Source organism: Nitrospira sp. Kam-Ns4a, assembly GCF_965152595.1.
Map to the genome: position 1 here is coordinate 1,732,809 of NZ_OZ224218.1, position 25,841 is coordinate 1,758,649.

Annotated in this window: 20 protein-coding genes and 1 pseudogene; 12 read left to right on the forward strand and 9 right to left on the reverse strand. The window is 66.8% G+C overall.

Annotated features, from left to right (window positions below):
- Positions 1-263 precede the first annotated feature (263 nt).
- From ACWHYQ_RS08650 to ACWHYQ_RS08665, 4 genes are all read right to left on the reverse strand, one after another.
- Positions 264-1,496 (reverse strand): MFS transporter, encoded by a 1,233-nt coding sequence (locus ACWHYQ_RS08650; RefSeq protein ID WP_447975286.1) that lies wholly within the window; start codon positions 1,494-1,496, stop codon positions 264-266.
- Between the two features lie 55 nt (positions 1,497-1,551).
- Positions 1,552-2,649, reverse strand: a complete 1,098-nt coding sequence (locus tag ACWHYQ_RS08655) for a glycosyltransferase family 4 protein (protein WP_447975287.1) — start codon at positions 2,647-2,649, stop codon at positions 1,552-1,554.
- Between the two features lie 314 nt (positions 2,650-2,963).
- Positions 2,964-4,343 (reverse strand): sigma-54-dependent transcriptional regulator, encoded by a 1,380-nt coding sequence (locus tag ACWHYQ_RS08660; protein ID WP_447975288.1) that lies wholly within the window; start codon positions 4,341-4,343, stop codon positions 2,964-2,966.
- On the reverse strand, positions 4,343-5,956 hold the full coding sequence (locus tag ACWHYQ_RS08665; RefSeq protein WP_447975289.1) for a sensor histidine kinase: 1,614 nt from the start codon (positions 5,954-5,956) through the stop codon (positions 4,343-4,345). The genes ACWHYQ_RS08660 and ACWHYQ_RS08665 overlap by 1 nt, the downstream gene beginning before the upstream one ends.
- Positions 5,957-6,276: 320 nt before the next feature.
- On the opposite strand from ACWHYQ_RS08665, the gene ACWHYQ_RS08670 reads away from it, so the two are divergent.
- The 12 genes and pseudogenes from ACWHYQ_RS08670 (at position 6,277) to ACWHYQ_RS08725 (ending at position 19,858) form a co-directional block, all read left to right on the forward strand.
- Positions 6,277-6,759: a hypothetical protein gene (locus ACWHYQ_RS08670; protein ID WP_447975290.1), complete on the forward strand. Its 483-nt coding sequence runs from the start codon at positions 6,277-6,279 to the stop codon at positions 6,757-6,759.
- A gap of 167 nt (positions 6,760-6,926) precedes the next feature.
- Positions 6,927-8,171 (forward strand): glycosyl transferase, encoded by a 1,245-nt coding sequence (locus ACWHYQ_RS08675; protein WP_447975291.1) that lies wholly within the window; start codon positions 6,927-6,929, stop codon positions 8,169-8,171.
- A gap of 34 nt (positions 8,172-8,205) precedes the next feature.
- Positions 8,206-9,273, forward strand: coding sequence for a mechanosensitive ion channel family protein (locus ACWHYQ_RS08680; protein ID WP_447975292.1), 1,068 nt, complete (start codon positions 8,206-8,208; stop codon positions 9,271-9,273).
- 707 nt (positions 9,274-9,980) lie between these two features.
- The gene (locus tag ACWHYQ_RS08685) at positions 9,981-10,598 is read left to right on the forward strand and encodes a TetR/AcrR family transcriptional regulator (protein WP_447975293.1); all 618 of its coding nucleotides are present in this window, start codon (positions 9,981-9,983) and stop codon (positions 10,596-10,598) included.
- Positions 10,599-10,608: 10 nt separating this feature from the next.
- Positions 10,609-11,874: a glucose-1-phosphate adenylyltransferase gene (gene glgC / locus ACWHYQ_RS08690; protein WP_447975294.1), complete on the forward strand. Its 1,266-nt coding sequence runs from the start codon at positions 10,609-10,611 to the stop codon at positions 11,872-11,874.
- A gap of 18 nt (positions 11,875-11,892) precedes the next feature.
- Positions 11,893-14,817, forward strand: coding sequence for a malto-oligosyltrehalose synthase (gene treY / locus ACWHYQ_RS08695; RefSeq protein WP_447975295.1), 2,925 nt, complete (start codon positions 11,893-11,895; stop codon positions 14,815-14,817).
- Positions 14,814-15,068 (forward strand): hypothetical protein, encoded by a 255-nt coding sequence (locus ACWHYQ_RS08700; RefSeq protein WP_447975296.1) that lies wholly within the window; start codon positions 14,814-14,816, stop codon positions 15,066-15,068. Before treY ends, ACWHYQ_RS08700 begins: the two co-directional genes overlap by 4 nt.
- A gap of 11 nt (positions 15,069-15,079) precedes the next feature.
- Positions 15,080-16,339, forward strand: a complete 1,260-nt coding sequence (locus tag ACWHYQ_RS08705; RefSeq protein ID WP_447975297.1) for a glycosyltransferase — start codon at positions 15,080-15,082, stop codon at positions 16,337-16,339.
- Positions 16,340-16,388: 49 nt separating this feature from the next.
- A complete protein-coding gene (locus ACWHYQ_RS08710; protein ID WP_447975298.1) occupies positions 16,389-17,096 on the forward strand; it encodes a mechanosensitive ion channel family protein in 708 nt (235 codons plus the stop codon).
- A 216-nt stretch (positions 17,097-17,312) separates the two neighbouring features.
- Positions 17,313-18,395: a Vgb family protein gene (locus tag ACWHYQ_RS08715; protein WP_447975299.1), complete on the forward strand. Its 1,083-nt coding sequence runs from the start codon at positions 17,313-17,315 to the stop codon at positions 18,393-18,395.
- Positions 18,396-18,410: 15 nt separating this feature from the next.
- Entirely contained in the window at positions 18,411-18,848 is a 438-nt protein-coding gene (locus ACWHYQ_RS08720) for a hypothetical protein (protein WP_447975300.1), read from the forward strand.
- Positions 18,849-18,918: 70 nt separating this feature from the next.
- A pseudogene (locus ACWHYQ_RS08725) lies at positions 18,919-19,858 on the forward strand (IS1595 family transposase).
- Between the two features lie 130 nt (positions 19,859-19,988).
- Here ACWHYQ_RS08725 and ACWHYQ_RS08730 read toward each other — a convergent pair.
- The 5 genes from ACWHYQ_RS08730 to mnmE form a co-directional block, all read right to left on the reverse strand.
- Entirely contained in the window at positions 19,989-20,834 is an 846-nt protein-coding gene (locus tag ACWHYQ_RS08730) for a ParB/RepB/Spo0J family partition protein (protein ID WP_447975301.1), read from the reverse strand.
- Positions 20,812-21,588 (reverse strand): ParA family protein, encoded by a 777-nt coding sequence (locus tag ACWHYQ_RS08735; protein ID WP_447975302.1) that lies wholly within the window; start codon positions 21,586-21,588, stop codon positions 20,812-20,814. Before ACWHYQ_RS08735 ends, ACWHYQ_RS08730 begins: the two co-directional genes overlap by 23 nt.
- 97 nt (positions 21,589-21,685) lie before the next feature.
- Complete coding sequence (gene rsmG, locus ACWHYQ_RS08740) at positions 21,686-22,348, reverse strand: 16S rRNA (guanine(527)-N(7))-methyltransferase RsmG (protein WP_447975303.1); 663 nt, start codon at positions 22,346-22,348, stop codon at positions 21,686-21,688.
- Between the two features lie 43 nt (positions 22,349-22,391).
- Positions 22,392-24,296: a tRNA uridine-5-carboxymethylaminomethyl(34) synthesis enzyme MnmG gene (gene mnmG / locus ACWHYQ_RS08745; protein WP_447975304.1), complete on the reverse strand. Its 1,905-nt coding sequence runs from the start codon at positions 24,294-24,296 to the stop codon at positions 22,392-22,394.
- 94 nt (positions 24,297-24,390) lie between these two features.
- Complete coding sequence (gene mnmE / locus ACWHYQ_RS08750; RefSeq protein ID WP_447975305.1) at positions 24,391-25,830, reverse strand: tRNA uridine-5-carboxymethylaminomethyl(34) synthesis GTPase MnmE; 1,440 nt, start codon at positions 25,828-25,830, stop codon at positions 24,391-24,393.
- Between the last annotated feature and the right edge of the window lie 11 nt (positions 25,831-25,841).

A 25,841-nucleotide genomic window follows, 5' to 3' on the forward strand; every position in this document is an offset into this window, starting at 1 on the left:
GGCTGGCCGCCTGCTAATCTGGGCGGCCAGTTCATGCCGTCGCGGCCGGTCACCCGTTGCTCTGGCACGTACCTGTTGCATCTTGGGAGCCACTGATGCCCAACGGGTCCGGCGGATAGGGACCAGACGAGGACCACCGGCTGGCCATAGCCTATCGCGAAGAAGCCGGCGGCAAGAAGTCCTTCGTTGGAAGGGAGTGAGGGGGAATCGTGGAATGGCCTGACGACTGCCATGGCCGCGCCCACGCCGTGCCGACGCTGCGCCTAGGCTGGACGGGGGGCGGGGAGCACCTGTCGGCTGAACCAGGTCGTCACCAGGGCGGTCAGGAGCAGGGTCAGGCCGATCGCCAGCAGCGTGCTGGCCGGTCCGATGGAATCCGCCGCCCAGCCGAAGCCAGCCATGTCGGTCATCGCCGCTGCCATGCTGCTAGTGCTGAAGGTGGTGAACACCCGGCCCAGCAGGTGTGCCGGGGTCATCTCCTGCAGCATCGCCCAGACCACGGGGGTAAACAGGGCCGTGCTGCCGCCGATCACGAGGATGAGCCCCGCGGACAGCAGGGGGGTGGCCTGGAAACCCAGGGTGCCGATCGCCAGCCCGCCGACCGTCATCGCCCGGGCGACCATCTTCAGCCGGTCCCGGAAATCTCCTTGGTTCAACTGGGCCAGCCAGACGGAGGCGATGAGCATACCCATCCCGAGCGAGGACCAGAGCCAGCCGAGCTTCACCGGCCCGATCCGTAGCACCTCCCGGGCGATGACCGGAAGCAAGAAGACGAAGGCGCTGGCTGCCAGATTGTACAGCGCGGCGGTGATCATCAGCAGAAACATCGTGCGGTGCTGGACGAAGACGAATCGCACCCCCTGGAGCAAGTCCTGCAGCACCGTGGACGTGGCCGCCTGCGCCGCCCGGTGCACCTCCTGGATCTGGATGGGAATGAGGGATAGCGTCGCGAAGAGGAACGTCCCCGAGTCCAGGTAGAGCACGTTCTGGGCGCCGATCAGGGCGATCCCAAGCCCGCTGATGACTGGCCCCAGTAGCACGCCGATGTTGGCCGTGCTCTGGATCAGGGCGTTGGCAGCCGTGAGGTGCTGGCGCGTCACGATGAGCGGCACGGCGGAGGAGAGGGCCGGCCCGAACACGGTCGAGACGACCGAGATCAGGAACACCAGGAGGTAGAGCCGTTCCAGCGTCAGCAAGCCGAGGGTGTAGGACAATGGGACGAGGACGATCATGACGGCGCGGATCAGGTCCACCCAGATCAGGACCGCCTTCTTCGGGAGCCGGTCGAGGTAGACGCCGATCAGGGGGCCGAACACCAGCGGCGGGATGGTCTGCAACAGCCCGATCATCACCATCTTCAACGCCGATCCGGTCAGCTCGTACACGAACCAGAGCAGCGCCACCTTGTTCAGCCCGTCCCCGATCTGGGAGACGGCCTGGCCGATCCAGAGCAAGCCGAAGTCCCGCGTCTTCAGTAAGCTCAGTCCGCCGCCCATCGCTCCTCCCCCTGCTCGTCGCGGGGCGCTGGCCTCACCGGCGCTCGCCGCCGGGTTACGCGGTGAGGGCCCCCGGCTCAGAGACCCTCGCCCGCGGGCGACGACGGCTGCGGGCCGGCTCAGGCGCAGCCCTCGTCACCAGCTCTTCGTAGACCCTCAGGTAGTCCTGGGCCATCCGCTCTACGGTGAACCGCTCTTCGAAGGCCTGCCGGCAGTGCCGCCGATCAATCCGCTCGATGTGCTCGACGCTCGCCACCATGCCGTTCAGGCTGTCGGAGATGAACCCGGTCAGCCCGTGCTTGATGATCTCGGGAACGGATCCTCGGCGATAAGCCAGCACCGGCGTCCCGCAGGCCAGGGCTTCGATGAAGACCAGCCCGAAGGGCTCTGGCCAGTCGTAGGGACAGACGAGGGCGTAGGCCTCGCCGAGAAACTCGTTCTTTTCGCTGTCCGTGATCTCTCCGAGGTATTCCACCAACGGGTGGTCGAGCAGCGGCTCGATGGCGGTGCGGAAGTACTCGCGGTCGGCCGGGTCCACTTTGGCAGCGATGCGCAAGGGGAGACCGACGCGCTTGGCCAGCTCGATCGCGTGGTCGGGACGCTTCTCGGGGGCCAGGCGTCCCAGGAACGCCAGGTACTTGCCCGGCTCGGGATGGAAGCCATAGAGATCGCGGGGTAGCCCGTGGTGCACGGTCGCCATCCAGTTGGCCCACGGGACCGGCTGGCGCTGGGCGTCCGAGATCGAGACCAATGGCAGCTCGGGGAATTCCCGGTACACCTCCACGATCTCCGGCAGATCCAGGCGCCCGTGCGTCGTCGTGACAACCGGGGTCCGGCACCGGCGGGTCAACGGGAAGGCCAGAAAGTCCAGATGCGAGTGGATGATGTCGAACTCGTCGGCCGCGCTGAAGACCCGCTCCATCATGATGATCAGTGGCGCATCGCGATTGAAGATCCCGTCGTTCAAGCGCAGCGCCTGAGGGCAGGTCGACTCCAGCCGGGCGGCGGTCACGGAGTCGCCGCTGGCGAACAGGGTGACCTCATGCCCCATGCGGACAAGCTCCTCGGTCAGGTAGGAGACGATCCGTTCCGTTCCTCCATAGAGCTTGGGGGGGACGCTCTCCCAGAGAGGGGACACCTGCGCGATTCTCATCGGTCGGTCCTCCTTACCAGGTGATCGCACGGCCCGGCGCCTCCGGAGCGGCCCCTCCTCCACGGCCCAGGTTGCCCATGGAGGCAGTGGGACCCGCCGGCTGGTTGTGCAAACCGCAAGCCAGCGCCGTGCTCAGCCGAAGCACATTCCAATTCAATTGATTAAACGGCAGGTTCGGGCTGTCAAGGGGTCGTCACGCGGAGGAGGCCGGCGCAGGCTGTCTAATGCACCGGCAGGCTCGGCGGTCCAATCTGTTGGAATGTCCAGGAGATGCGAGGCTCAGACAGGATGTCCTTCCGGAAGACAAGGCTTCCTCACAAAGGAGGGGAATCTTCCGTGGGAGCCGTCAGGACGCCGTAGCCCCGCAGTTTCCGCAGCAACGTCTTCCGGTGAATGCCCAGCACCTCGGCCGTGCGGCCGAGGTCGCGCTGATGCGCCTCGTAGGCCCGCAGGATGTAGTCCCGTTCCACGTGGTCGAGCGGCATCCAGCCGCGCGCGGCGCTCGGCTTGGCCTCGGCCGTCCGCACGCTGTCGGGGAGGTCGTCCGGCATGATGAGGGGATGCGGCGTCAGCACGACGGCGCGCTCGATCACGTGCTCGAGCTCGCGCACGTTGCCCGGCCAGTGATAGCGCAGGAGCAGCTTCATCGCCTCGGGGGCGAGGCCGGTGACGGGCTTCTCCCGGCCGGCTCCGTACTTCTGCAAGAAGAATTGCGCGAGCAGGGGGATGTCCTCCGGGCGTTCCCGCAGCGGCGGGATCGTGATCGTGACGACGTTGAGCCGATAGTAGAGGTCCTCACGGAACTTGCCCGCCTCGACGAGCGGCTTGAGGTCCCGGTTCGACGCCGCCAGGATCCGGACGTCCACGCTGGTCGGCTCGTTGCTCCCGACCCGCCGGATCTCGCGTTCCTGGATGACGCGGAGCAGCTTGCTCTGGAGCGTCGGCGAGATGTCGGCGATCTCGTCCAGGAAGCAGGTGCCCAGGTGCGCTTTCTCCAGCAGACCCTTCTTGGCCGTAACCGCGCCGGTGAAGGCCCCGCGCTCGTGGCCGAACAGCTCGGACTCCAGTAGGCTCTCCGCGAGGGTGCCGCTGTCCACTGCGACGAAGGGGCCGCTGCTGCGGGCGCTGTTGGAATGGATCGCGCGCGCGACCAGTTCCTTGCCCGTCCCACTCTCGCCTTGGATCAGGACCGTGCTGTCAGTCTGGGCGACGCGGGCGATCATCTTGTACACTGCGACCATGCCGGGGCTGCTCCCGACGATCTTGTCGAACCGGTAGCGGTCCCGAAGCTGCTCGCGCAACGCGGCGTTCTCCCGGAGCACATGCTTGTGCTCCAGCGCCCGCCGCACGACTAGCCGGATCTCGTCCACGATGAAAGGCTTGCTGATGTAGTCGAAGGCGCCAGCCTTGATCCCGTCCACCGCGGTCTTGAGCGAGCCGTAGGCCGTCAGCAGAATCACGAGTGTGTCCGGCAGGCGCTGCCGCAGCTCGGCAAGCAGGGTGAGCCCGTCCATCCCCGGCATGTTCAGGTCCGTGATGACGACGTCGGGTTGCTCGCGCGCGGCCAGCACGAGGGCGGCCCCGCCGCCCTCGGCGCTCGAGACCTGGTAGCCTTCCTTGTCGATGATCTCGGTGAGGAGGCTCAGGGTCTCGGCATCGTCGTCGACGACCAGGATTCGCGGCCCGCCATGCATCAGTATCCCTCGCTGCTCGTCGGGAGGAGGACGGTGAACCGGGCTCCCTTGCCGACCTCGCTGTGGACGGTGATGTGTCCGCCGTGGGCCTTGACCGTTTCGAGGGCGATGGCTAGGCCCAGCCCGGTCCCCCGCCCAGGCGTCTTGCTCGTGAAGAAGGGCTGGAAGATCTGCTCCTGCTGGTCCGGGGCGATGCCGACGCCCGTGTCCTCGACCTCGACTGCCGCCCGGGCGTCCACCTCGCTGGCGCGCGAGGCCTGTACCAGATAGCTGCGAAGCGTGAGCGTGCCGCCGTCCGGCATGGCGTCCAGCGCGTTCTCGAGCAGGTTGGAGAAGACCTCCTGGAGCTGCATGTGGTCGCCCACGACCTTGGGCAGGTCGGGGCTCAGGGTTTGCACGAGGACGACGTGGCGCCGGGCGATCTCCGGTCGCAGCATGGCCACGCACTCTTCCAGGCAATGGTTCAGGTCCATGGGAGCGAGCGCTAGCTCCGGCTTGCGGGCGTACACCAGCAGATCCTGGATGATCCGGGAGGTGCGCTCGATCTGGGCCTCCACCGTCTGGAGCCGACGCCGCCCGTCGGGGCTCAGGCTGGGGTCTTCAGCGAGGAGCTGGATGTGGCCGGACAGCGCGGTGAGCGGCGTGCCGATGCGGTGGGCCACGGTCGCGGCGAGCTGGCCGATCGCGGACAGGCGCTGGGCGCGCGCCACCTCGCGCTGGGCGGTGGACAGCAACTCGTTCGTCCGGACCAGCTCGCGGTTCTTCTCCCGGATCTCCGCGGTCGCTTCCTCCACGCGGCGCTGAAGGTCGTCGTGCGCCAGGCGCAGCTCTTCGTACAAGCGCCGGTTCATCTCGGTGGCGGCCCGGATGCGCTCGACCATCGTGTTGAAGCGCGCCCCGAGCCGGCCCAGCTCGTCCTCGCCCTGGACCGGGACGGTCGCGGACATGACGCCCTGGCTCACGGCCTCGACGCCGGCGAGCAGGGTCTTCACCGGCCGGTGGACCTTCCAATAGAGAAACAGGTTGATGGCGAGGATGATGACGATCCCGGTCAGCAAGCGCCGGTCGAGCGACAGCGACCGCTGGTATTCCAGGACCTCGTCGAACTGCGTGGTGGAGAACTCTGCGTAGGTCGCGCCGACGAGCTTGCCCGCCACGGAAATGGGCGCCGCGATCTTCAAACGGTGCTCGTCCTCCCAGCCCTCCAGGTCGGTCACGTCGTGTTCGAACCGCAGCGCCTGAACGACGAGCGGCGGGACGCGCTCGAGCCGTGGGAGAGCCGTATTGCCTGCGCTCACGAGCAGGGTCGGCGGGCCGCCCGGCTCAGCCGGAAGTGCGTAGAGGGCGATGTCGGTGAGGTCGGGGCGGCTGGCCAGCAGCTTGTAGAGGTCCAGCTCGCGTGCGGCCTTGTTGTGGAACTCGGCCACCGTGGTGATGTGGGCGCCGACCTGGCGCGCCACGGCCGCTACCTCCTCCTTGAAGTTCTCCTTGGCGAGCCGGCCGACGAATTTGCGGTCAATGTATTCGGCGGACAGGGCGGAGAGCGCCACGATGAGGATGACGACGCCCGTGACCTTGGTCTGGAGGCTCAGCCGGCTCCACGAGAGGGCCATAGTGCCTCAATGATAGCGTCCCCGTCGCCGAGCCGCAAATCATCCACTCGAGTCCGGCGGAGCGGCACGGACTGTCCGGTGGTCGGACAGTTTGTCCCGCTTGCAATCCCGGGGGGCCGAACGGGGCGACGAGGGGCCCTCAGACGCGCCGAAGTGCGGCCCTCGAGGCCACGGCGACCCCGGTCGCTCGCCAGCAATCGCTTGCGTCCCCGGGAGAGCGACGCTCGCCCGCCATGGCATCACATTTGCTGAGCGCTTAGACTGATCCCTGCCGTCCGTCCCTCAGGAGGCGGTGGGTTGAGAGGCAAAAAGGCTCCACAATGAAATCGGCGCGTGACGCACGGGTCGGCATGAGCAGCCCGGTGCTCGTGGTCGAGCGGGACTCGGTGTTGGGCGAGATGTTGGGCGAAGTGCTTCGCCGTGCGTACGGGTGCGTGAGCATCGTGGGCACCCTGCTAGAGGCGCTCGCCCGGCTCGGCGCTGGCGATGTCCAGGCCGTGGTCCTGGATACGGATACGGTGTTGGCGGAAGAGGGCGAGGTCAACCGCGCGAGACTACGCGATTGGCTGCGTGACTGCGCGGCTCCGCCTCCCTTCGTGCTGGTCAGTGTGCGCGTGCCTTCCGACTGGAGCGGCCGGCTCTTGGAGCTCCCGTCCCGCGGCTTCTCCGCGGAGTGGGTCCGCAAGCCCTTTCGTGTCGAGGACCTCCTCTCCGCGGTTCAGCGGGCTGTCCGGAAACAGGACTGCCCGCCCTCGGCTCTCCGCGCAGTGCCACGCGGGCAGCCGCTCCCCCTGCCGCGCTAGCCGATCCGCCCCTAGGCCGCGACGTTCGCCCCGATCGTGCTCAGCCCCCAGGAAAAGGCTTGCGCTACGGTGGGGGGCCCTCTATCATGAGCCGGCGCACTGCGCCGGAGGGATCCGGGGGATGAGCCCCGCCGGACCTGTTATCCCTGGACCGGAGAGGGCGTGGGATGTCGGACTTTCACCAGAACGGCGTCGTGACGGTGCTCCATCGGCTGGGCCGGCCCAACGTCGAGCAGCTCGAGAGGGAGTTGGAGCGGCACGCGGCGCTCAATCCGATCGCGCTCGTGCTCCCCTGCCTGTACGCGGAGCTGGAGCGCCCGGCGCTGAAGGGGATCGTCGAGCAACTCGCACAGGTCCGCTACCTGCGCGAGATCGTGGTCGCGCTGGGACAGGCCTCGGCGCTGGAGTTCAGGCGGGCGAGGGAATTCTTCAGGGCGCTCCCGCAGGACGTCCGGCTCATCTGGGTGGACGGGCCGCGCATTCAGGAAATCCTCAAGACGCTGGTCAGCCAGGAGATTGACATCGGCCTGCCCGGCAAGGGCCAGTCCTGCTGGATCGCCTTCGGCTATGTGTTGGCGCGGCGCCAGAGCAAGGTCATCGCGCTCCATGATTGCGACATCGTAAGCTACGACCGGTCGTACTTGGCCCGGCTCTGCTACCCGATCGCGAACCCGAACATGGGATACGAGTTCTGCAAGGGCTACTACAGCCGGGTCACCGACCGGCTGCACGGACGCGTGACGCGCCTGTTCATCACCCCGCTCATCCGGAGTCTCCAGCGGCTGGTGGGCGACCAGCCGCTCCTGCGGTTTCTGGACAGCTTTCGCTATCCCCTGGCCGGCGAGTTCGCGATGGTCAACGACCTGGCCTGGATCAACCGGATTCCGGGGGACTGGGGCTTGGAGATCGGCGTGCTGGCAGAAGTCTACCGGAACTGCGCACTCCGACGGATCTGCCAGGCGGACATCGCGGAGGCCTACGAGCACAAGCACCAGGCGCTCTCGGCGGACGATCCGGAAAAGGGCCTGCTCAAGATGACGGTGGACATCACGAAGTCCCTGTTCCGGAGCCTGGCCAGCGAAGGCGTGGTGCTGTCCGAAGAGATGCTCAAGACCCTGCGCGCGACCTATCTCCAGAGTGCCCAGGAGGCCATCCGCCGGTATGAGGATGACGCTGCGATCAACAGCTTGAAGTTCGACCGGCACGAGGAGCGGACCGCGGTTGAGGCCTTCCTCAAGGGGCTCAGGCTCGCGACCGAGGTCTTCACGGCGGATCCGCTGGGCGTGCCGATGATCTCCCACTGGAGCCGCGTCGCCGCTGCGGTGCCCGACATCTATGAGCAGTTGACCCAGGCGGTCGAGCAGGATCATCGCTGGGATCCCAGGGCCGCGGGCGAAGCGGTGCGGACGTGACCGTACCAGCCTGCATCGGAGCGGGAACGCACCCATGAGTCTAGGACCCACCTTGTCGCCCACCTTGCAGAAGCTCGTGTTCGCAGGTGCGGTGTTCCTCGCCGCGACGGCGGCGGCGTTGGCGGTGCGCGCCCTGGCCTTTCGGGGGCTCCACCGCTGGGCCGCCTCCACGGAGACCGACGCCGACGACCTGATCGTCGAAAGCTTGCGCCTCCCCTCGATCGCCTGGGTGGTGCTGCTCGGGCTGTACGTCGCCGTGACCACGGCGGATCTCCCCGCGCGCTACAGCGGCACCGCCCTGAACCTCATCTACAGCCTGATCGTCCTGTCCGTGACGGCGACGCTGGCGAACCTCGTCGGGGCCGGGATCCGCTACGGGCTCCGCGACACCACCCTGGCCGTACCCGCCACCGGGCTGACGATGACCTTTATCAAGGGCGCGGTCTGGGTCGTCGGCGGGCTGGTCCTGCTCGGAGGGCTCGGCATCTCGATCACGCCGGTCCTGACCGCGTTGGGCGTCGGCGGGCTGGCCGTGGCGCTCGCGCTTCAGGAGACGCTCTCGAACCTGTTCGCGGGGCTGCACCTGCTCATCGAGAAGCCGATTCGAGTCGGCGACTTCGTCAAGCTGGAAACAGGCCAGGAGGGCTACGTCGCGGACATCGGCTGGCGGAGCACGCGCATCCGGATGCTGCCGAACAATATGGTGATCATCCCCAACAACAAGCTCGCCCAGTCCATCGTGACGAACTACTACATGCCCGAGCAGCGCATGGCGGTGCTGATTCCGATCAGCGTCTCCTATGCCAGCGACCCGGACCGCATCGAGCGCGTGCTGGTCGAGGAAGCGTCAAAGGCCGTCGGCGAAATTCCCGGGCTGCTCGGCGACCCGGCGCCCTTTGTCCGGTTCATTCCGGGATTCGGCGAGTCGTCCCTGGACTTCACATTGATCTGTCAGGTGCGGGAGTTTGTGGACCAGTACCTGGTCCAGCACGAGTTGCGCAAGCGGATCTTCAGGCGATTCAAGGCTGAGGGGATCGAGATTCCCTTTCCCCAGCGAGACCTTCACATCCGTTCTTCACCAGGGTCCTCCCCGCCCGTCTAACCGGCACGGTTCCTGCGAGAACTGGTCGTCAGAATCCTGCTCACCGACACTTCCCGGCAGGACTGAGCCTCCCAAATAGGAATCAGGTCATAACTACTTATAATTTCGCGAGAAAAAAGAATGTAAAAATGTTGACTAATTAGTCGAAATAGACTGATAATTCACAATCGGGTTTACAGTCACTTGATGTAGAGGATTGAGGATGAGAGGCACTTGGGCGAACTTCCCGAGCCTCACCTGGAACCGCTGACGCGGAGAACCTGGCCAACTGCATATGATGATTCCCTTGAAGGGTGCAGACGATCCCTCAATCGGGGCTTTTGCAAGGTACCTCCGTGGCAACTTTGTTGCCGAGTCCCCCGGCAGGGACTCGTGAGCCTGCCGCGCCCGGCGTCCGGCGGCGGGTGAGGGCGCGGGCACTCACAGGGGAGGCGCGCCCGACAAGACGCCGCGGCGCGTCCCTCACGGAAGGAGGAGTCGTATGCGATGCCTGCGATGCCAAGGCTGTCTGGTTCCCGAGCGATTTGTGGATCTCCTGGACGACACCGGCCGGCTCTACTGCGATGGGTGGCGCTGCCTCAACTGCGGCGCTATACTGGATCCGGTGGTGCTGGAACGGCGAGCGGACCCGGACGCGGCGGCCTCCACGGCGCGCACGAGGCCGAGGCGACGGTGGAATCGCCAACTCGTCCCGGTGGTGATTACGCATGGCTGAGACGTTGCTCTCGCGCGTCGAGCGCCGGAAGGAGAAGACGCGCAAGGCGCTGATGGAGGTAGCCCTCGCGCTCTTCTACGAGAAGGGGATCTACTGGACCAAGATCGAGGACATCACCGAGGAAGCCGACATCGGCAAGGGGACCTTTTACCAGTACTTCGAGACAAAGGAGAAGCTGCTCCGGGCCCTGCTGGAAGAGGGTCTGGAAGCGTCGCTGGCCCGGATGCACGAGGCCGCGGTCGGTGCGGCAGACGGAGCGGCGCTCCTCTGCGCCCTCATCCGCGCAAAGCTGGACTTCTACCTCGAGCATCCCGAGTACCTGCTCTTCTTCCACCAGGTGCGGGGCTGGCTCCAGTTGAAGACCCAGTCCGTCACGGAGTTGCGCGAGGTCTACGACCGGTATCTGGATCGGGTCGGCAAGCTGCTGCGGCCGGCCGTGCCGGAGGGACTGGACCAGGAGGCCCGGGCGCGCTGGCTGGCGCTGACGCTCTCGGCCTTCACCTCGGGGCTCGTGACATACGCGCTGCTGTTCGATGGGGCCGGCGACGTCGCGCGCCGGCGGGACGAGATCCAGGCTCAGCTCGAGCGTGGTCTGCTCGCGCTGCTGTGATCCTGCGGCGATGAAGGAACGAGCGATGGTGGAGCGCAGACACCGCCCGCGCATCCTCGCCATGATCATGGCCGGCGGCAAGGGCGAGCGCCTGATGCCGCTGACCGAGGTGCGCAGCAAGCCGGCCGTGCCCTTCGCAGGCAAGTACCGGATCGTGGACTTCGTCCTGAGCAACTTCCTCAACTCCGAGATCCTCTCGATGTACGTCCTGGTCCAGTACCGGTCACAGTCCCTGATCGAGCACCTGCGCCGGGCCTGGCGGATCGGGGGCCGGATCAAGCGGAACTTCATCACCGTCGTGCCTCCGCAGATGAAGGCCCGCGGGGGTTGGTATGAGGGCACGGCCGACGCGGTCTACCAGAACCTGAACCTCATCCGGGACTTCGCGCCCGACCTCGTCGCCGTCTTCGGCGCCGACCACATCTACCGGATGGACATCGGCCAGATGGTCCACTTCCACCTGGAGCAGCGGGCTGAAGTCACGGTGGCCGCCCTGCCGGTGCCACTCCACGCCGCGCGGGCCTTCGGCATCATCGAGGCCGACCGCGAGGGCCGGATCCGCGGCTTCGAGGAGAAACCGAAGCAGCCCAAGCCCCTGCCCCAGGACCCTGAGCACGCCTTTTCCTCGATGGGCAACTATCTGTTCGACACGGACGTGTTGCTTCAGTCCCTGGAGCACGACGCGGCGCGCCCCGGCTCGCACGACTTTGGTCGGAACATCATCCCGAACCTGATCGGCTCGCACCGGGTGATGGCCTACAACTTTCTCACGAACGAGGTGCCCGGGCTGCGCCCCTACGAGGAACGCGGCTACTGGCGGGACGTCGGCACGCTGGAGGCCTACTGGCAGGCGCACATGGACATCCTGGGCGAGACGCCGATCTTCGACCTGCGGAACGACGCGTGGCCCATCCTGACCGACAGCTACGACGGGCCGGTCGCCAGCCTCGTGCGCTCGCACCTCGACGATGCGATGGTCGGCCAGGGCAGCCAGGTAATCGAGGCCGAGATCCGGCGCTCAGTCATCGGCCGAAACGTACGGATCGAGCACGGGGCGACGATCGAGGAGTCCGTGATCATGGACGGGGCTGTGATCGGATCGAAGGTCCGCCTCCGGCGCGTGATCGCCGACCGGTTCAACGTGATTCCTCCTGGCACGGAGATCGGCTACGATCCCGCGGCGGACCGGCAACGCTACCAAGTCGTCAAGTCCGGACTGGTGGTCCTCCCACGCGGGCGCTCCGCGGGGGAACGTCCCGTGCCGGTCCCGGACTGACGCGCATCCAAGAGCCTGATGTCCGGACCTCCTGCGCCACGTATCCCCGTCTCGACCTATCGGCTCCAGTTCAACCGGGCATTCACCTTTGCCGATGCGGCCCGCCTGGTCTCCTACCTGGACGCCCTCGGCATCACCGACTGCTACTGCTCCTCGTACCTGATGGCGATGCCAGGCAGCGAGCACGGCTATGACGTGGTGGATCCAACCCGGCTGAACCCAGAGCTGGGCTCCGAGGAGGACTACCAGGTGTTTGTCGCCGCGCTCAAGGAAAGGGGCATGGGCCAAATCCTGGATGTTGTGTCCAATCACATGGGCATCGGTCGGGCGATCAACGCCTGGTGGGCGGACGTCCTGGAGCACGGCCCGGCCGCGCGCTACGCCCGGTTCTTCGACATAGACTGGCATCCGGTCAAGCGAGAGCTGGAGGACAAGGTTCTGCTCCCGATCCTCGGCGACCTCTACGGCCTTGTGCTCGAGAACGGCGACATTCAGCTCGAGTACGAGGCGGGCGCCTTCTTCATCCGCTACTACGAGCACCGCTTGCCGGTGGCACCCAAGTCCTGGGTGCGCATCCTCTCGCACCGGCTAGACGAGCTGCTCAAGGCGAGCGAGTCCGAGGATCCGGCTCTCGAGGAGCTGCAGAGCATTCTCACCGCCTTGGGACATCTGCCGGCGCGGGGCGAACGGGATCCGCGGCGTGTGGCGGAGCGATACCGCGAGAAGGCGGTCGTCCAGCGGCGCCTCGCGACGCTGGTCGACGCCAGCCCGGCGGTCGCATCGTTTCTGCAGGAGAACCTCCGGCTGTTCAACGGCGTGAAGGGCGATCCCGCGAGCTTCGACCTGCTCGACGCCCTGCTCAACGACCAGGCCTACCGGCTTGCCTTCTGGCGGGTGGCGGCCGAGGAGATCAACTACCGCCGGTTCTTCGACATCAACGAGCTGGGGGCCATCCGGATGGAGGACGCGGCTGTCTTCGAGGCCGTGCACCGGCTGATCTTCCGGCTGGTGCGGGAGGGAGCCGTGACCGGGCTGCGGATTGACCACGCGGACGGGCTGTACGATCCCGCCGACTATTTCCAGCGGCTCCAGGCCTGGGCCCGGGAGACGCTGGTCCAGACCGAGGACCGCGCCGAGCCCCCTGACCGTCCCCTCTACGTCGTCGCGGAGAAGATCCTTGGCAAAGACGAGGCGCTTCCCGCCGAATGGCTCGTGCACGGCACGACCGGCTACGATTTCCTGAACCTGGTGAACGGCCTGTTCGTGGACAGCGCCAACCGGCGGGCCTTCGACGCGCTTTACGCGCGTTTCGCCGGCGTGCGGACGTCCTTCGACGAGCTGGTCTACGAGTGCAAGAACCTGATCATGCACGCCACGATGGCGAGCGAGCTGAACGTCCTCGGGCACCAGCTCAACCGGCTCTCCGAGCGGGACCGGCGGTCCCGCGACTTCACGCTCAACAGCCTGACCCGGGCGATCCGGGAGATCATCGCCTGCTTCCCCGTGTATCGCACCTACCTCTCGCCAGCGCCGGGTGCCCGGCCGACCGAGCGCGACGAGGCATACATCCGGCAGGCCGTCGCGAAGGCCAAGCGGCGCAACCCCGCCTTGAGCGGGCTGGTCTTCGACTTCGTGCAGGATCTGCTGCTCAAGGGGCTGCCGGACCGCTCCCCGCAGGACGAGGCCGAGCGGCTGCGCTTCGTAACCAAGTTCCAGCAGACGACCAGCCCGGTGACCGCCAAGGGCATCGAGGACACGGCCTTCTACCGGTACAACCGGCTGCTCTCGCTCAACGAGGTGGGGGGGGCGCCGGACCAGTTCGGGGTGCCGGTCGCGCTGTTCCACCAGCGGATGCGCGAGCGGCAGGCGCACTGGCCGCACGCGTTCTCCGCCACCTCGACGCACGACACCAAGCGCAGCGAGGACGTGCGGGCGCGGCTCAATGTCCTTTCGGAGATGCCGCGAATTTGGAGCGCCCAACTGGCCCTCTGGAGTAAGTTGAACCGCAAGCGGCGGGCGCGGCGGGGCGGGCAGGCCATTCCCGACCGGAACGAAGAGTACTTCCTCTACCAGACGCTCGTCGGGGCTTGGCCGTTCGGTCCCCTGGACGAGGCGGCGTGGCGCGACTTCCGCGAGCGCATCCAGGGCGTGATGACCAAGGCGCTGCGGGAGGCGAAGGTGCACACGAGCTGGGTGAATCCCGATCCGGGCTACGAGGAAGCCGTGCGGGCCTTCGTCGCGGCGCTCCTGAGCCGCGACGGGCCGAACCCGTTCCTGGAGGCCTTCCGGCCGTTCCAGGCCGCCGTCGCGCGCTACGGCGCCGTGAACTCGCTCGCGCAGGTGCTGCTCAAGGTCGCCGCGCCAGGCGTGCCGGATTTCTACCAGGGGACGGAGCTGTGGGACTTCAGCTTGGTGGACCCGGACAATCGCCGTCCGGTAGACTATGCTCGCCGCGTCCGGCTCCTGGCCGAGCTGGACCAGGCCTGTGCGCGCCCCGGCGACGCCCGGCGGGAGCTGGTCCGCGACCTGGTGCGGACGTTCGAGGATGGGCGGATCAAGCTCTACGTCACCGCAACGGCGCTACGCTATCGCCGGGCCCAAGCCGCCCTCTTCCGGGAGGGTGAGTACGTCCCGCTAGAGAGCGGTGGCCCGAAGCGGGACCACGTCTGCGCCTTCACGCGACTGCACGGGGAACGTGCGGCGGTGGTCGTCGTGCCCCGACTCGTGGCCGGCCTGGCTCCCGAGGGCGCGGTGCTGCCCTTTACAGAAGAGGTCTGGGGGGACACCTGGATCGCCGTCCCGTCCTGGCGTCCGCAGTCCGAGTACCGGAACCTGTTCACGGACGAGCGGCTGTTCTCCGAGACGACCGGGGATCGGCAGACCCTGCCGGTGGCGAAGATCCTCGGCGAGTTCCCCGTGGCTTTGCTGGAGAGGCTGGCATGAGACCGGATGCGCGGGTGCGAGGCGAGTGGCGCAGGGGCGACGGCTCCCGGGAGAGCAACGACGGAGAGTGGCTGGGGGCGGAGGCCCACGTGCCCTATCGCGAGCGACGGCCCGGCTGGCCCGAGCGGTTCCGGCGCCCGGAGACGGGCTTCAGCGGGCTCGCGCTTGGGCTGGCCTTCACGACTGGGGTCCTGCTGGGAGGGGGGCTGGCGCTGTGGCGTCGGGCGCGGCGCGGCTCGAACGACCAGTGAAAGGCGCGACGATGCCGCTGACCCCCGAGACCGAGATGAAGGTCCGGGAAATCGGCGAGGCGGAGATCCTGGTCGGCATCCCCAGCTACAACAACGCGGGTACCATCGGCCACGTGGTCCGGGCGGTGAGTGCCGGCCTGGCCAAGTACTTTCCCCGGTCCCGTGCCGTCCTGGTCAACTCCGACGGCGGCTCTTCCGACGGCACGCCCGAGATCGTCGCGCACACGGTGCTCGACCACGGCACCATGCTCATCAGCGAGCAGCAGAGCCCGCTGCAGAAGATCATCACGCCGTACCAGGGGATTCCGGGCAAGGGCAGCGCCTTCCGAACGATTTTCGAGGTTGCGCGCCGCCTGGGCGCCAAGGCCTGCGCGGTCGTGGACTCGGACCTGCGGAGCATCACGCCCGAGTGGATCGAGCTGCTCATCCGGCCGGTCCGGGATGAAGGCTACGACTACGTGGCGCCCTATTACCTGCGGCACAAATATGACGGCACGATTACCAACGGCATCGTCTATCCGCTGACGCGCGCCCTGTACGGGCAGCGGATCCGCCAGCCGATCGGGGGCGACTTCGGGTTCGCGGGGCGGCTCGCCGAACATTACCTGGACAAGCACGTCTGGGAGTCGGACGTCGCCCGGTTCGGCATTGACATCTGGATGACGACGGAGGCGATCGCGAGCGGCGCGCGCGTCTGCCAGAGCTTTCTGGGCGCCAAGATCCACAACCCCAAGGATCCGGCTGCCGACCTGACGGCCATGCTCGTCCAGGTGCTCGGCGCCGTCTTCGCGCTCATGGAGGAGCACCAGACGATCTGGTCCATGGTCGAGGGGTCACACCCGGTCAAGCTGTTCGGGTTCCAGTACGAGGTTGGGGTCGAGCCGGTGAACGTCAATGTGGAGCGCATGGTCGGCGCGTTCCGGCAGGGGCTCGCGGACCTGGAGCCCATCTGGCGGCAGATGCTCCTCCCCGACACCCTCGAAGGGCTGTTGCCGCTCAAGGACTGCCCGCTCCACGCCTTCGCGATCCCCGACGACCTCTGGGTGCAGGTGGTCTACGACGCGGCGGTCGCCTACCACGGCCGCGCCATGCCGCGCGAGCACTTGCTCAAAGCCTTCACGCCCTTGTACCTGGGGCGGACGGCGACCTTCGTGCTCCAGACCCAGGGGCTCACCACCACGGAGGCGGAGGGTCGGGTCGAGGCGCTCTGCGAGGTGTTCGAACGGCGCAAGCCCTACCTGATTGAGCGCTGGTATAGCCAGATCCGGTAGCGGCCACGTGCGGGTGCCGCGGGGCACCCGAGACTGAGGAGGGACGGTCATGGAAAATTTCGTGGAGACGGCGCTGCTCGGTCCGATGGAAGCGCTGGCCAGAAAGGTGCTCGCGCTCCTCCCCAACCTGCTAGCGATGGTGATCATCCTGGTGGTCGGGCTGATCGCGGCCTGGGTCGCCGGCTTTCTTATCGAGCGGCTCCTGCGCGTGATCGGCCTCGACCATCTGAGCAACCGGCTCGGTGTGAGCGCTGCCTTGGCGCGCGGCGGGGTCAAGTCGGACCCCTCGCACCTGGTGGGCCGCGCCGCCTATTGGTTGCTAGTGGTCTTCTCGGCGATGGCGGCCCTCGGCGCGCTCGACCTCCAGCCGATCAACCAGTTCGCCCAGTCGTTCCTCGCGTACATTCCCCGCCTGTTCACGGCGCTGCTCATCCTCCTGGTCGGCTACCTGCTGTCGAACTTTGTGTCGCAGGCGGTCCTCATCGCGGCCGTCAATGCGGGGTTGCCGCCCGCGCGGCTGGTGGCGCTGCTCGCCCGATGGGGCGTCCAGCTCGCGGCGGTCGCGATGGCGCTGGAGCAGCTCGGGATCGCCCAAAACATCGTCGTCGTGGGCTTCGGCATCACCTTCGGTGGGGTCGTGCTCGCCGCCGCGCTCGCGTTCGGCCTGGGGGCGCGGGATCTGGCGAAGGAGTTCCTGGAACGCCGGTTGGGCAGCCGGCCGCGCGAGCAGGCGGCAGACGACCTCCGGCACCTGTAGCGGGCGCGGACTGCTCCTCACTGCGATGAAGCGGCGGTGCTCGGCCGGCCGTGGGACAGGCGTCAGCCAACCGATTCATGTGTCCGCATCAACGCGAAGTCCCGCGAGCATCGTCGGCGTGCGGCTAGGGGGCGGCGATGCGACGCTGGTTCTGGAAGCCGATACACTAGCAGGGCCTTCCCGGTGGTGAAGGCTTGCATGCGAGGACCTGCTGGGATGAAGAGACGGACGGAGCCGCCGGCGGCACGAGTCGCCCGGACGGCTCGGCGAGGACTGCAGGCGAGTCTGTGGGGACTCGCGGTCGCGGCGTTCTTGTGGGCCTGCGCCGCGCCGGCGCCGGAAGGCCATCCGGCGCGACCAGCGCCGAGGGCTCCGCTTGCGCCCGTGGAGATCACCGAATGGCGGGTGCCCTGGGAGGGCACACGGCCGCGCGATCCCTTTGTGGACCGGTCACAGCAGGTCTGGTTCGTGGGCCAGTTCGGCGACTACGTCGCTCGGCTCGACCCAACGACTGGCACATTCACGCGGTTCGATCTGGATCCGGGGACGGGCCCGCACAACGTCGTCGTGGACGAGCAGGGGCTGGTCTGGTACGCCGGCATCCGCTCCGCCCATATCGGCAGGCTGGAACCGCGGACAGGGCACATTCAGAAGGTCCCGATGCCGGATCCGGCCGCACATGATCCTCACACCCTGGTGTTCGACGGGCAGGGACGCCTCTGGTTCACGGTCATCCAGGGCAATTTCGTGGGACGTCTCACGCCCGCGACCGGCCGGGTCGAGCTGGTCCCCGTGCCGACGCCCAAGGCCTTCCCCTATGGGATCGTGCTCGACGCGGCGCAGCGGCCCTGGTTCACCGAGTATGGCGTCAACCGGCTCGGCATGGTGGATCCCGCGACCCTGACGGTCCGCGAGGTCGTGCTTCCCCGCCCCGAGACCCGCTGTCGTCGGCTAGCCGCAACCTCGGATGGGCGCATCTGGTACGTGGACTACGCGAAGGGCTTCTTGGGCCGGCTGGACCCCACTAGCGGCAGGATCACCGAATGGCCGGTGCCGGGCGGGGACGACGCGCGCCCATACGGGATGACCGTGGACGACCGCGACCGGCTCTGGTTGGTGGAGACCGGGCCGCAACCCAATCGCCTCGTAGGTTTTGACCCCGCACGGGAGATGTTCTTCAGCATCACGGAGATCCCCAGCGGCGGCGGGGCGGTCCGAAACATGGTCTATGATCGGGCCACGGGCGCCCTTTGGTTCGGGACTGACGCCAACACGATCGGCCGCGCCACGGTACCGTAGCCTCTTGGAACCCCAATGGCTCCAGCTCCTGACCCGGAGAAGGCGTGGCGGAGCCGCCAGGCGATCCTGCGGCTCGGCCTCATGGCGGGCGTCGTGCTGCTGGTTCCAGCCTTTCTGTACTCGATCGCGCCGGAGGCGCCCCTCCGCGAGGGCGATCTGGTCTATTCGACTGGCCGGCACCTCGTCTATTTCGTGGACCCGAGCCGGTACGAGGAGACCGGCTATACGACCTACTGCGTCCTCGAGCCGCGTCAGCCGCTGTTGGTCCTCCGAAAGCCCCACGATCGGCCGGCCGAATCCCTCGTCGCCCAGGTTCACGGGCAGAAGCCCAAACTCGAGCGCCCGTTCTGCCCCCCACAGGCCGAGGTTATCCTGAAGCCGCACCAGGTGACCTCGAAGGTGGACCTCGTCGGCGAGGTCAAGGACGGCCTGGCCCGCCTCCTTACGCCATGACTACGTCTCCCGCTCTCCCGATGAATAAGAGCGCTTGTGCTTATCCGGTTGACTCCACAGACCCCACTGGATAGTATGGGCCGGAGTGCGACCGGAATTTCCCCAGACCCCGCTGGAGTTTCGGCGGCGTTTCGCCGACGAGGATGCCTGCCGCTTGTACCTGGCCCAGTGCCGATGGCCGGACGGCTTCCGGTGCCCGAAGTGCCAGCATGGGGAAGCCCTGGAATTGCCGACGCGGCTGCTGTGACAATGCCGAGCGTGTGGCCACGATACCTCGGTGACCGCGGGGACGGTTCTGCACCGGACCCGCACCCCGTTGACGCAGTGGTTCTGGGCTGCCTATCTGGTCGCGACCCAGACTCCTGGGTTCTCGGCGCTCCAGCTCCAGCGGCAGTTGGACATCGGTCGCTACGAAACCGCCTGGGCGATGCGGCCCAAGCTCCGGCGCGCCCTGGGACGATCCGACCGCAAGCGGTTGAAGGAGAAGGTCGAGGTCGAGGAACCCTACATGGGCGGGCCTGAGGCGGGGCTGAAAGGCGGCCGGCAACTCGTGGATAAGGCATTGGTCGTCGCTGCGGTCGAGGTCCGTGGCAGGGCGTCGGGCCGGGTGCGCCTCCAGGTGGTGCCTGATGCCTCTGCGCCGTCCCTCACGGGCTTCGTCACCGCGAATGTCGAGCCGGGAGCACTCGTCGTGACTGATGGCTGGGGCGCCTACGCGCCCCTTCGGGGTTATGGGCTATCGGCATCGACCCAAGACCTAAGGTGACCCGGAGCGGGCACCCATGATACTGCCCCATGTGCATCGGATCTTCGGGACCCTCCAGACCTGGCTCCGGGGCACCCATCATGGCGTCGGTAACCATCACTTGCAGGCCTACCTCGACGAGTTCACCTTCCGCTTCAACCGGCGCCCCACCCTGATGGCAGCCTTCCAGACCCTGCTCGGACTCGGCACCCAGCACCAGCCCACGACCTACAACCAGTTGTATGATGTGGAGTCAACCGGATAAGCACAAGAGCGCTTTTCTTGCCAGGTCCTTCTGAGTTGTGTGTGGGGCCGGCTCCATCAACCCCGCACTGCGTGTCAGGGCCACCGCGGTCGGCCATGAAACCCCATGGGTTCCGCAATGCCCCAGGCTCCTAGCCCAGGAGGATCTCGATGAGGCGGTCCAGGTCTTCGGGCGTGAAGTAATGGATAACGAGGGTCCCACCCCGCCGTCCCTTCGTGATCGCGACGCGGGTCCCGAGCCGCCGCTGAAGGCGCTGCTCGAGGTCCGGATAGGCGGAGGCTCGGCTCCCCCGTCGGCGCGTCCGCCTCGCGCGGGCCGCCTGTGCGATCCATTGCTCAGCCTGGCGCACTGAGAGGGACTCAGATGCGATCCGACGGGCCACCCGAAGCTGCTCCTCGGGCTCGTCAAGCGCCAGCAGCGCCTTGGCGTGGCCGACGGTCAGGCGGCCGGCTTCTATATCCTGTTGAATCTCACTAGGGAGATGTACGAGCCTCACCAGGTTGGCCACCGACGAGCGGTCTTTCCCGACCCGCTGCGCGAGGGCGTCCTGGGTCAGGCCGAACTCACGCAGCAGCCGGTGATAGGCCCGAGCGGTCTCCATCGGGTTGAGGTCCTTGCGCTGCAGGTTCTCGACCAGCGCGAATTCCATCGCCTCTTGGTCGGTACAGTGCCGGACGATCACCGGAACCTGTTGAAGCCCGGCCAGCCGGGCCGCGCGAAGGCGGCGCTCGCCCGCGATCAGCTCGTACCGGCCGTCGCCCTTTCGCCTGACTAGGAGCGGCTGGAGCAAACCGTTCCGCTTGATCGAGTCGGCCAGCTCAGCTAGGTCCTCCTCGGCGAAGTCCGTCCTGGGCTGATAGGGATTGGGCAGAATCTCGCTGAGCGCGACCGACTCTCCCTCCTCGCCCGGGAGCTTCTTCGCCCCGCGATCTGGGAGCAATGCATCGAGACCCTTACCGAGCGCTTTCTTTTCCATGTACGAGGAACTCCTTGGCAAGCTCCAGGTAGGCCTGGCTTCCCGCCGCTGCGGCGTTGTAGAGCATCACGGGGCGCCCGTAGCTCGGCGCCTCGGCTAGCGTGACGTTTCGGGGGATGACGGTGCGATAGACGAGTCCGCCGAAGTGGCTCCGAATTTCATCCGCCACTTGGCGGCACAGGGTGTTGCGTGAGTCATACATGGTCAGGAGGATCCCCTCGAAGGTTAGCGCGGGATTCAGCGACTGCTGGACACGCTGGACGGTCGCCATCAGCCGGCCAAGCCCCTCCATCGCATAGTATTCGCACTGGACAGGCACGAGCAGGCTCGAAGCGGCGGTGAGGGCATTGACCGTCAGCAGGCCAAGCGCGGGCGGGCAGTCGATGATGATGTACTGGTAGCGCGGCAGAACCTCTGCCAGGGTCTGCCGCAAAATGCTCTCGCGCTCCGGAGCGCCGACCAATTCAATCTCAGCACCAGCCAGATCGGCACTGGACGGCAGGAGATCCAAGCGCGGCACTGATGTCGAGACGAGCGCATGGGCAAGTTTCTCGCCTCCAACCAGGCAGTGATAGACCGTCGCAGCCTGCCCGCGCGGGTCTATGCCCAGGCCACTGGAGGCATTTGCCTGGGGGTCCAGGTCCACCAGGAGCACAGGACGATCCTCAATGGCGATCGCAGTGGAGAGATTAATAGAAGTCGTTGTTTTTCCGACACCTCCCTTTTGATTCGCAACCGCGATGACCTTAGCCATAGAAAAGATTCGTCAAGCTCCCTGAGCAGTTTTCAATCTTGCGCGGATGCGCCCCCTGTTCCACGTGGAACAGGGGGCGGACTGCAGCCCCGAGCTTTCAAGAGCCTGTCGGGTTCAGGACTGTCAGAACACGATGACCATAGTGAAAGGGTAAGTCATAGTGATGCTCTTCGCCAACGAGGAATCCCGGTAAGTGGCGCTGTGGATCCAGCGGTGCTGTGCGACACAAGACCAAGCGTCCGTCTGGACTGAGCAGCCGCCGGATCAGTGGTAAGATCGTGTCGAGCTTCAATGCCCTGGTGATTGCGACGGAAAACCGGCTGGCCATGCACGGCTCGGCGGCGATCTGCTCGACTCGCTTCGGCAAGACCGTGACGTCCTTCAGACGAAGCGTGCCGACCATGTGGCGAAGAAAGGCGATCTTCTTTTGGCTAGGCTCAAGCAAGGTGAGCGCTAGCTCAGGGTTTGCGATCTTCAAGGGAAGGCCTGGGAAGCCTGCACCGGTCCCAACATCCAGCAAAGAGAGAGGTCCGTCGGGCGGCAGCGCCCTCTGACAGGCGAGTGAATCAAGGAAATGCTTGACGGCAACTTCCCGTTCCTCGGTGACGGCGGTCAAGTTGATCGTCTTGGTCCAGGTGGTGAGTTCGGAAAAGTAAACGACGAATTGTGCGATTTGGTCCTCAGTGAGCGCGACTCCCAGCGAAGCTGCTCCATCGCGCAACGTTTCGGCGAGCCGCCTTCCCTGTTCCACGTGGAACATGTACGGGAATCGCGCGGCTGGGTCAAGAGAAATTGTGGTCGCGTCATAGTGGAGATCCAGCCTGCGGCCGAGAGAGAAGCGCTTCCTGTCGCCGCTGCTTCTCTAAGGCGACGAGTAAGAGCGCGATGGCCGCCGGAGTTACCCCGGAGATACGAGAGGCCTGGCCGATCGAGGCCGGGCGGACCCGCTTGAGCTTGTCTCTGGCTTCCTTTGAAAACCCCGGCACGGCGTCGTAGTTGAAATTCTCCGGAATTCTGCGCGCCTCGAGCCGTTTGAAGGACTCAACTTGACGAAGCTGGCGGGCGATGTACCCTTCGTATTTGACCACCATCTCAATTTCATCCCGGACCGCCTGGTCCTCGGGATCCGCCTCACCAGTCAGCTCCAGGAGATCGGCATAGGAGATGTCAGGCCGCTTCAGGAGCTGGGCCAGGGTCGCGGCGGGCGTGACCCCCTGTAGGTGCATCTGGGCCACCTGATGCTTCACCGCCTCGGTCCATGGAAGCCTGGTCTCTCGCAGGCGCGCCGTCTCGCGCAGAACCGCCTCCCGTTTGGCACACAGACGGTCGTACACCGGCTGCGGGATGAGGCCAAGCCGGTAGCCAATGTCCATCAGGCGAAGGTCCGCATTGTCGTGTCGGAGGAGCAGACGGTACTCCGCGCGAGACGTGAACATCCGATAGGGCTCCCGCGCATCCTTGGTAATAAGGTCGTCAATGAGGACCCCGATGTAAGCCTGCGAGCGGTCTAGGATCAAGGGTGGCTCCCCACGGATCCCCAGCACCGCGTTGATCCCGGCAATGATGCCTTGGGCGGCCGCCTCTTCGTAGCCGGAGGTGCCGTTGATCTGGCCTGCATGATACAGCCGGGTGACCAGCTTGGTTTCAAGCGTCGGATGGAGCTGGTGGGGCGGAAAGTAGTCGTACTCAACCGCATAACCCGGCTTCAGCATCCGGGCTGTCTCCAGCCCCGGGATGGTCTTGAGGATCGCGGCCTGGACATCCACCGGCAGGCTGGTCGAGATGCCGTTGGGGTAGAACTCGGTCGTGTCCAGCCCCTCCGGCTCGAGAAAGACCTGGTGGCGCGGCTTGTCGGCGAAGCGGACTACCTTGTCCTCGATGGACGGACAGTAGCGCGGTCCGACGGATTCGATGACCCCGCTATAGAGGGGCGAGCGGTCCAGGTTGTCGCGGATGATCTGGTGCGTCTCCTCGGTCGTGTAGGTCAGATGACAGGGGACCTGGGGCGTGGTGATCCGCGCCGTGCGGCAAGAGAACGGCGTCGGCGGGTCATCGCCCGGCTGGGGCGTCATGACACCGAAGTTGATCGTGTTGCGGTCGAGCCGCGGGGGGGTGCCGGTCTTCAGCCGGCCGACCTCGAAGCCGAGGTCGCGCATGCAGTCGGACAGGTGCTCGGCCGAGGCCTCGCCGGCTCGCCCCGCCGGGAAGCGGCTTAGCCCGACATGGATCAATCCCTTAAGGAATGTTCCTGATGTCAGGATGACGGCCCTGGCGCCGAGGCGCTCGCCCTGCTCGGTCACGAGCCCGGCCACGGCGCCGCCGCGCGTCAGGAGCCGGTCTGCGGTGCCCCGGGCGATCGCCAGGCCGGGCTGGGCGCGGAGTGTCTGCTGCATCGCCTCACGGTAGAGCCGTTTGTCGCACTGGACCCGGAGCGCCCGCACGGCGGGTCCCTTGCTGGTGTTGAGCAGCCGGAACTGGATGCCGGCCCGGTCGGTGTTCCGGCCCATCTCGCCGCCGAGCGCGTCAATCTCCTTGACCAGGTGGCCCTTGGCGATGCCGCCGACCGCCGGGTTGCACGACATCTGGGCGATCTTGTCCTCCTCCATCGTCAGCAGCAGGACGCGCGCGCCCATGCGCGCGGCGGCGAGCGCCGCCTCGCAGCCGGCGTGCCCGCCTCCGACCACGATGATGTCGTACTCGGAAGCCATGAGGGAAGCCGTCAGCCATCAGCTCTCGGCGAAGCAGACCCAGCTCCCTGCTGTCAGGCTGACGGCTGATTGCTGTCGGCTGAGGGCGTTCTTATCACTTTCCGATGCAGAACTCCTGAAAGATGCGGTCTAGCACATCCTCCGTGGTCGTGGCGCCGGTGATCTCTCCCAGGGCCTCGATCGCCGCCCGCAGGTCCACGGCCACGAACTCGCCGGACAGCCGCTCCGTGACGCTCGTCTCCGCCCGCTCGAGCGCGTCCCGCGCCTTCTCCAGCGCAGTCCGGTGCCGCAGCCGGGTGACGACGGCGGCGTCGCCCGGCTCGAAGTCCGCGCGGAGCATGAGGGTCCGGAGGCGATCCCGGAGGTCGTCCAGCCCGGCGCCGGTCTTGGCGGACACGTGCACCACGGCGCTCGGCGGCTCCGCCCGCTCGTAGGCGGCCAAATCGGCCGGGGTGAGCCGTGGCGGCAGATCAGCCTTGTTGATCACGACGAGCCGCTTCTTGTCCGGAGGCACCTCGAGCAGGGCCCGGTCCTCGTCCCTCAGCGGCGCCGAGCCGTCCACCACCACCAGCAGCAGGTTGGCTTGTTCCATCGCCGCGCGGCTGCGGCGCACCCCCTCCTGCTCGACCGGATCGGCGGCTTCGCACACCCCCGCGGTGTCCAGCAGGCGGACGGGCAGACCCCGGATATTGAGTGTCTCTTCCAGCACGTCACGCGTCGTGCCAGCGATCGGCGTCACGATCGCGCGATCGGTCCGCAGCAAGGCGTTCATGAGGCTGGACTTGCCGACGTTGGGCCGCCCCACGATCGCGGCCACGATCCCTTCGCGCAGGATGCGACCCTCTTCGCCCGTCTGGGCCAAGCGGGCGACGGCGGTCCGGGTCTCGCGCAGCCCCGCGGCAAGCGCCTCGGGCTGGATGAAGGTGAGGCCTTCCTCCGCGAAGTCAATCGCTGCCTCCACATGGGCGAGCAAGTGGATGAGGGTTTCGCGGAACCCCTCCACCGTGCGGGAGAGGGCGCCGCGGAGCTGCTCCTGTGCCAGGCGCAGGCTAGCGGCCGTCTTGGCCTGGATGGTATCGAGGACCGCTTCGGCCTGGGTCAGGTCCAGCCGGCCGTTGAGGAAGGCTCGTTTGGTGAATTCACCCGGCTCGGCGAGGCGCGCCCCGAGCCGCACCAGACACTCGCAGACCCGCTGGAGCACGAAGGCGCCCCCGTGGCAGTGCAGCTCCACCACGTCCTCGGCGGTGTAGGAATGCGGGGCGCGCATCACGACGACGAGCGCTTCGTCCAATCGGTGAGCCTCGCTGGCGCGCGCCGCCGCGGCTGCAGGCCCTGCTGGGCCGGAGACATCCAGCAGGTCGGCGGCGTAGAGCCGATGGCTCCTGACCGAGCCGAGCGGCTGGCCACACCGGAGCCGGACGAGGCCGGCCGCCACTTCCACGGCCTTCGGCCCACTCACCCGGACGATGCCGATCCCACCCTCTCCGACCGGGGTCGCGACGGCGCAGATCGTATCCTCCATCGGTCCGCCCATGGCCGGTGCGC

Coding starts and splice junctions, on each gene's coding strand:
- ACWHYQ_RS08715 (WP_447975299.1), top strand. CDS start 17,313: ATGAAGAGACGGACGGAGCCGCCGGCGGCACGAGTCGCCCGGACGGCT.
- ACWHYQ_RS08680 (WP_447975292.1), top strand. CDS start 8,206: ATGAGTCTAGGACCCACCTTGTCGCCCACCTTGCAGAAGCTCGTGTTC.
- glgC (WP_447975294.1), top strand. CDS start 10,609: ATGAAGGAACGAGCGATGGTGGAGCGCAGACACCGCCCGCGCATCCTC.
- ACWHYQ_RS08665 (WP_447975289.1), bottom strand. CDS start 5,956: ATGGCCCTCTCGTGGAGCCGGCTGAGCCTCCAGACCAAGGTCACGGGC.
- ACWHYQ_RS08700 (WP_447975296.1), top strand. CDS start 14,814: ATGAGACCGGATGCGCGGGTGCGAGGCGAGTGGCGCAGGGGCGACGGC.
- treY (WP_447975295.1), top strand. CDS start 11,893: ATGTCCGGACCTCCTGCGCCACGTATCCCCGTCTCGACCTATCGGCTC.
- ACWHYQ_RS08735 (WP_447975302.1), bottom strand. CDS start 21,588: ATGGCTAAGGTCATCGCGGTTGCGAATCAAAAGGGAGGTGTCGGAAAA.
- ACWHYQ_RS08685 (WP_447975293.1), top strand. CDS start 9,981: ATGGCTGAGACGTTGCTCTCGCGCGTCGAGCGCCGGAAGGAGAAGACG.
- ACWHYQ_RS08705 (WP_447975297.1), top strand. CDS start 15,080: ATGCCGCTGACCCCCGAGACCGAGATGAAGGTCCGGGAAATCGGCGAG.
- ACWHYQ_RS08730 (WP_447975301.1), bottom strand. CDS start 20,834: ATGGAAAAGAAAGCGCTCGGTAAGGGTCTCGATGCATTGCTCCCAGAT.
- ACWHYQ_RS08650 (WP_447975286.1), bottom strand. CDS start 1,496: ATGGGCGGCGGACTGAGCTTACTGAAGACGCGGGACTTCGGCTTGCTC.
- ACWHYQ_RS08660 (WP_447975288.1), bottom strand. CDS start 4,343: ATGCATGGCGGGCCGCGAATCCTGGTCGTCGACGACGATGCCGAGACC.
- mnmG (WP_447975304.1), bottom strand. CDS start 24,296: ATGGCTTCCGAGTACGACATCATCGTGGTCGGAGGCGGGCACGCCGGC.
- mnmE (WP_447975305.1), bottom strand. CDS start 25,830: ATGGGCGGACCGATGGAGGATACGATCTGCGCCGTCGCGACCCCGGTC.
- ACWHYQ_RS08670 (WP_447975290.1), top strand. CDS start 6,277: ATGAAATCGGCGCGTGACGCACGGGTCGGCATGAGCAGCCCGGTGCTC.
- ACWHYQ_RS08655 (WP_447975287.1), bottom strand. CDS start 2,649: ATGAGAATCGCGCAGGTGTCCCCTCTCTGGGAGAGCGTCCCCCCCAAG.
- rsmG (WP_447975303.1), bottom strand. CDS start 22,348: ATGTTCCACGTGGAACAGGGAAGGCGGCTCGCCGAAACGTTGCGCGAT.
- ACWHYQ_RS08675 (WP_447975291.1), top strand. CDS start 6,927: ATGTCGGACTTTCACCAGAACGGCGTCGTGACGGTGCTCCATCGGCTG.
- ACWHYQ_RS08720 (WP_447975300.1), top strand. CDS start 18,411: ATGGCTCCAGCTCCTGACCCGGAGAAGGCGTGGCGGAGCCGCCAGGCG.
- ACWHYQ_RS08710 (WP_447975298.1), top strand. CDS start 16,389: ATGGAAAATTTCGTGGAGACGGCGCTGCTCGGTCCGATGGAAGCGCTG.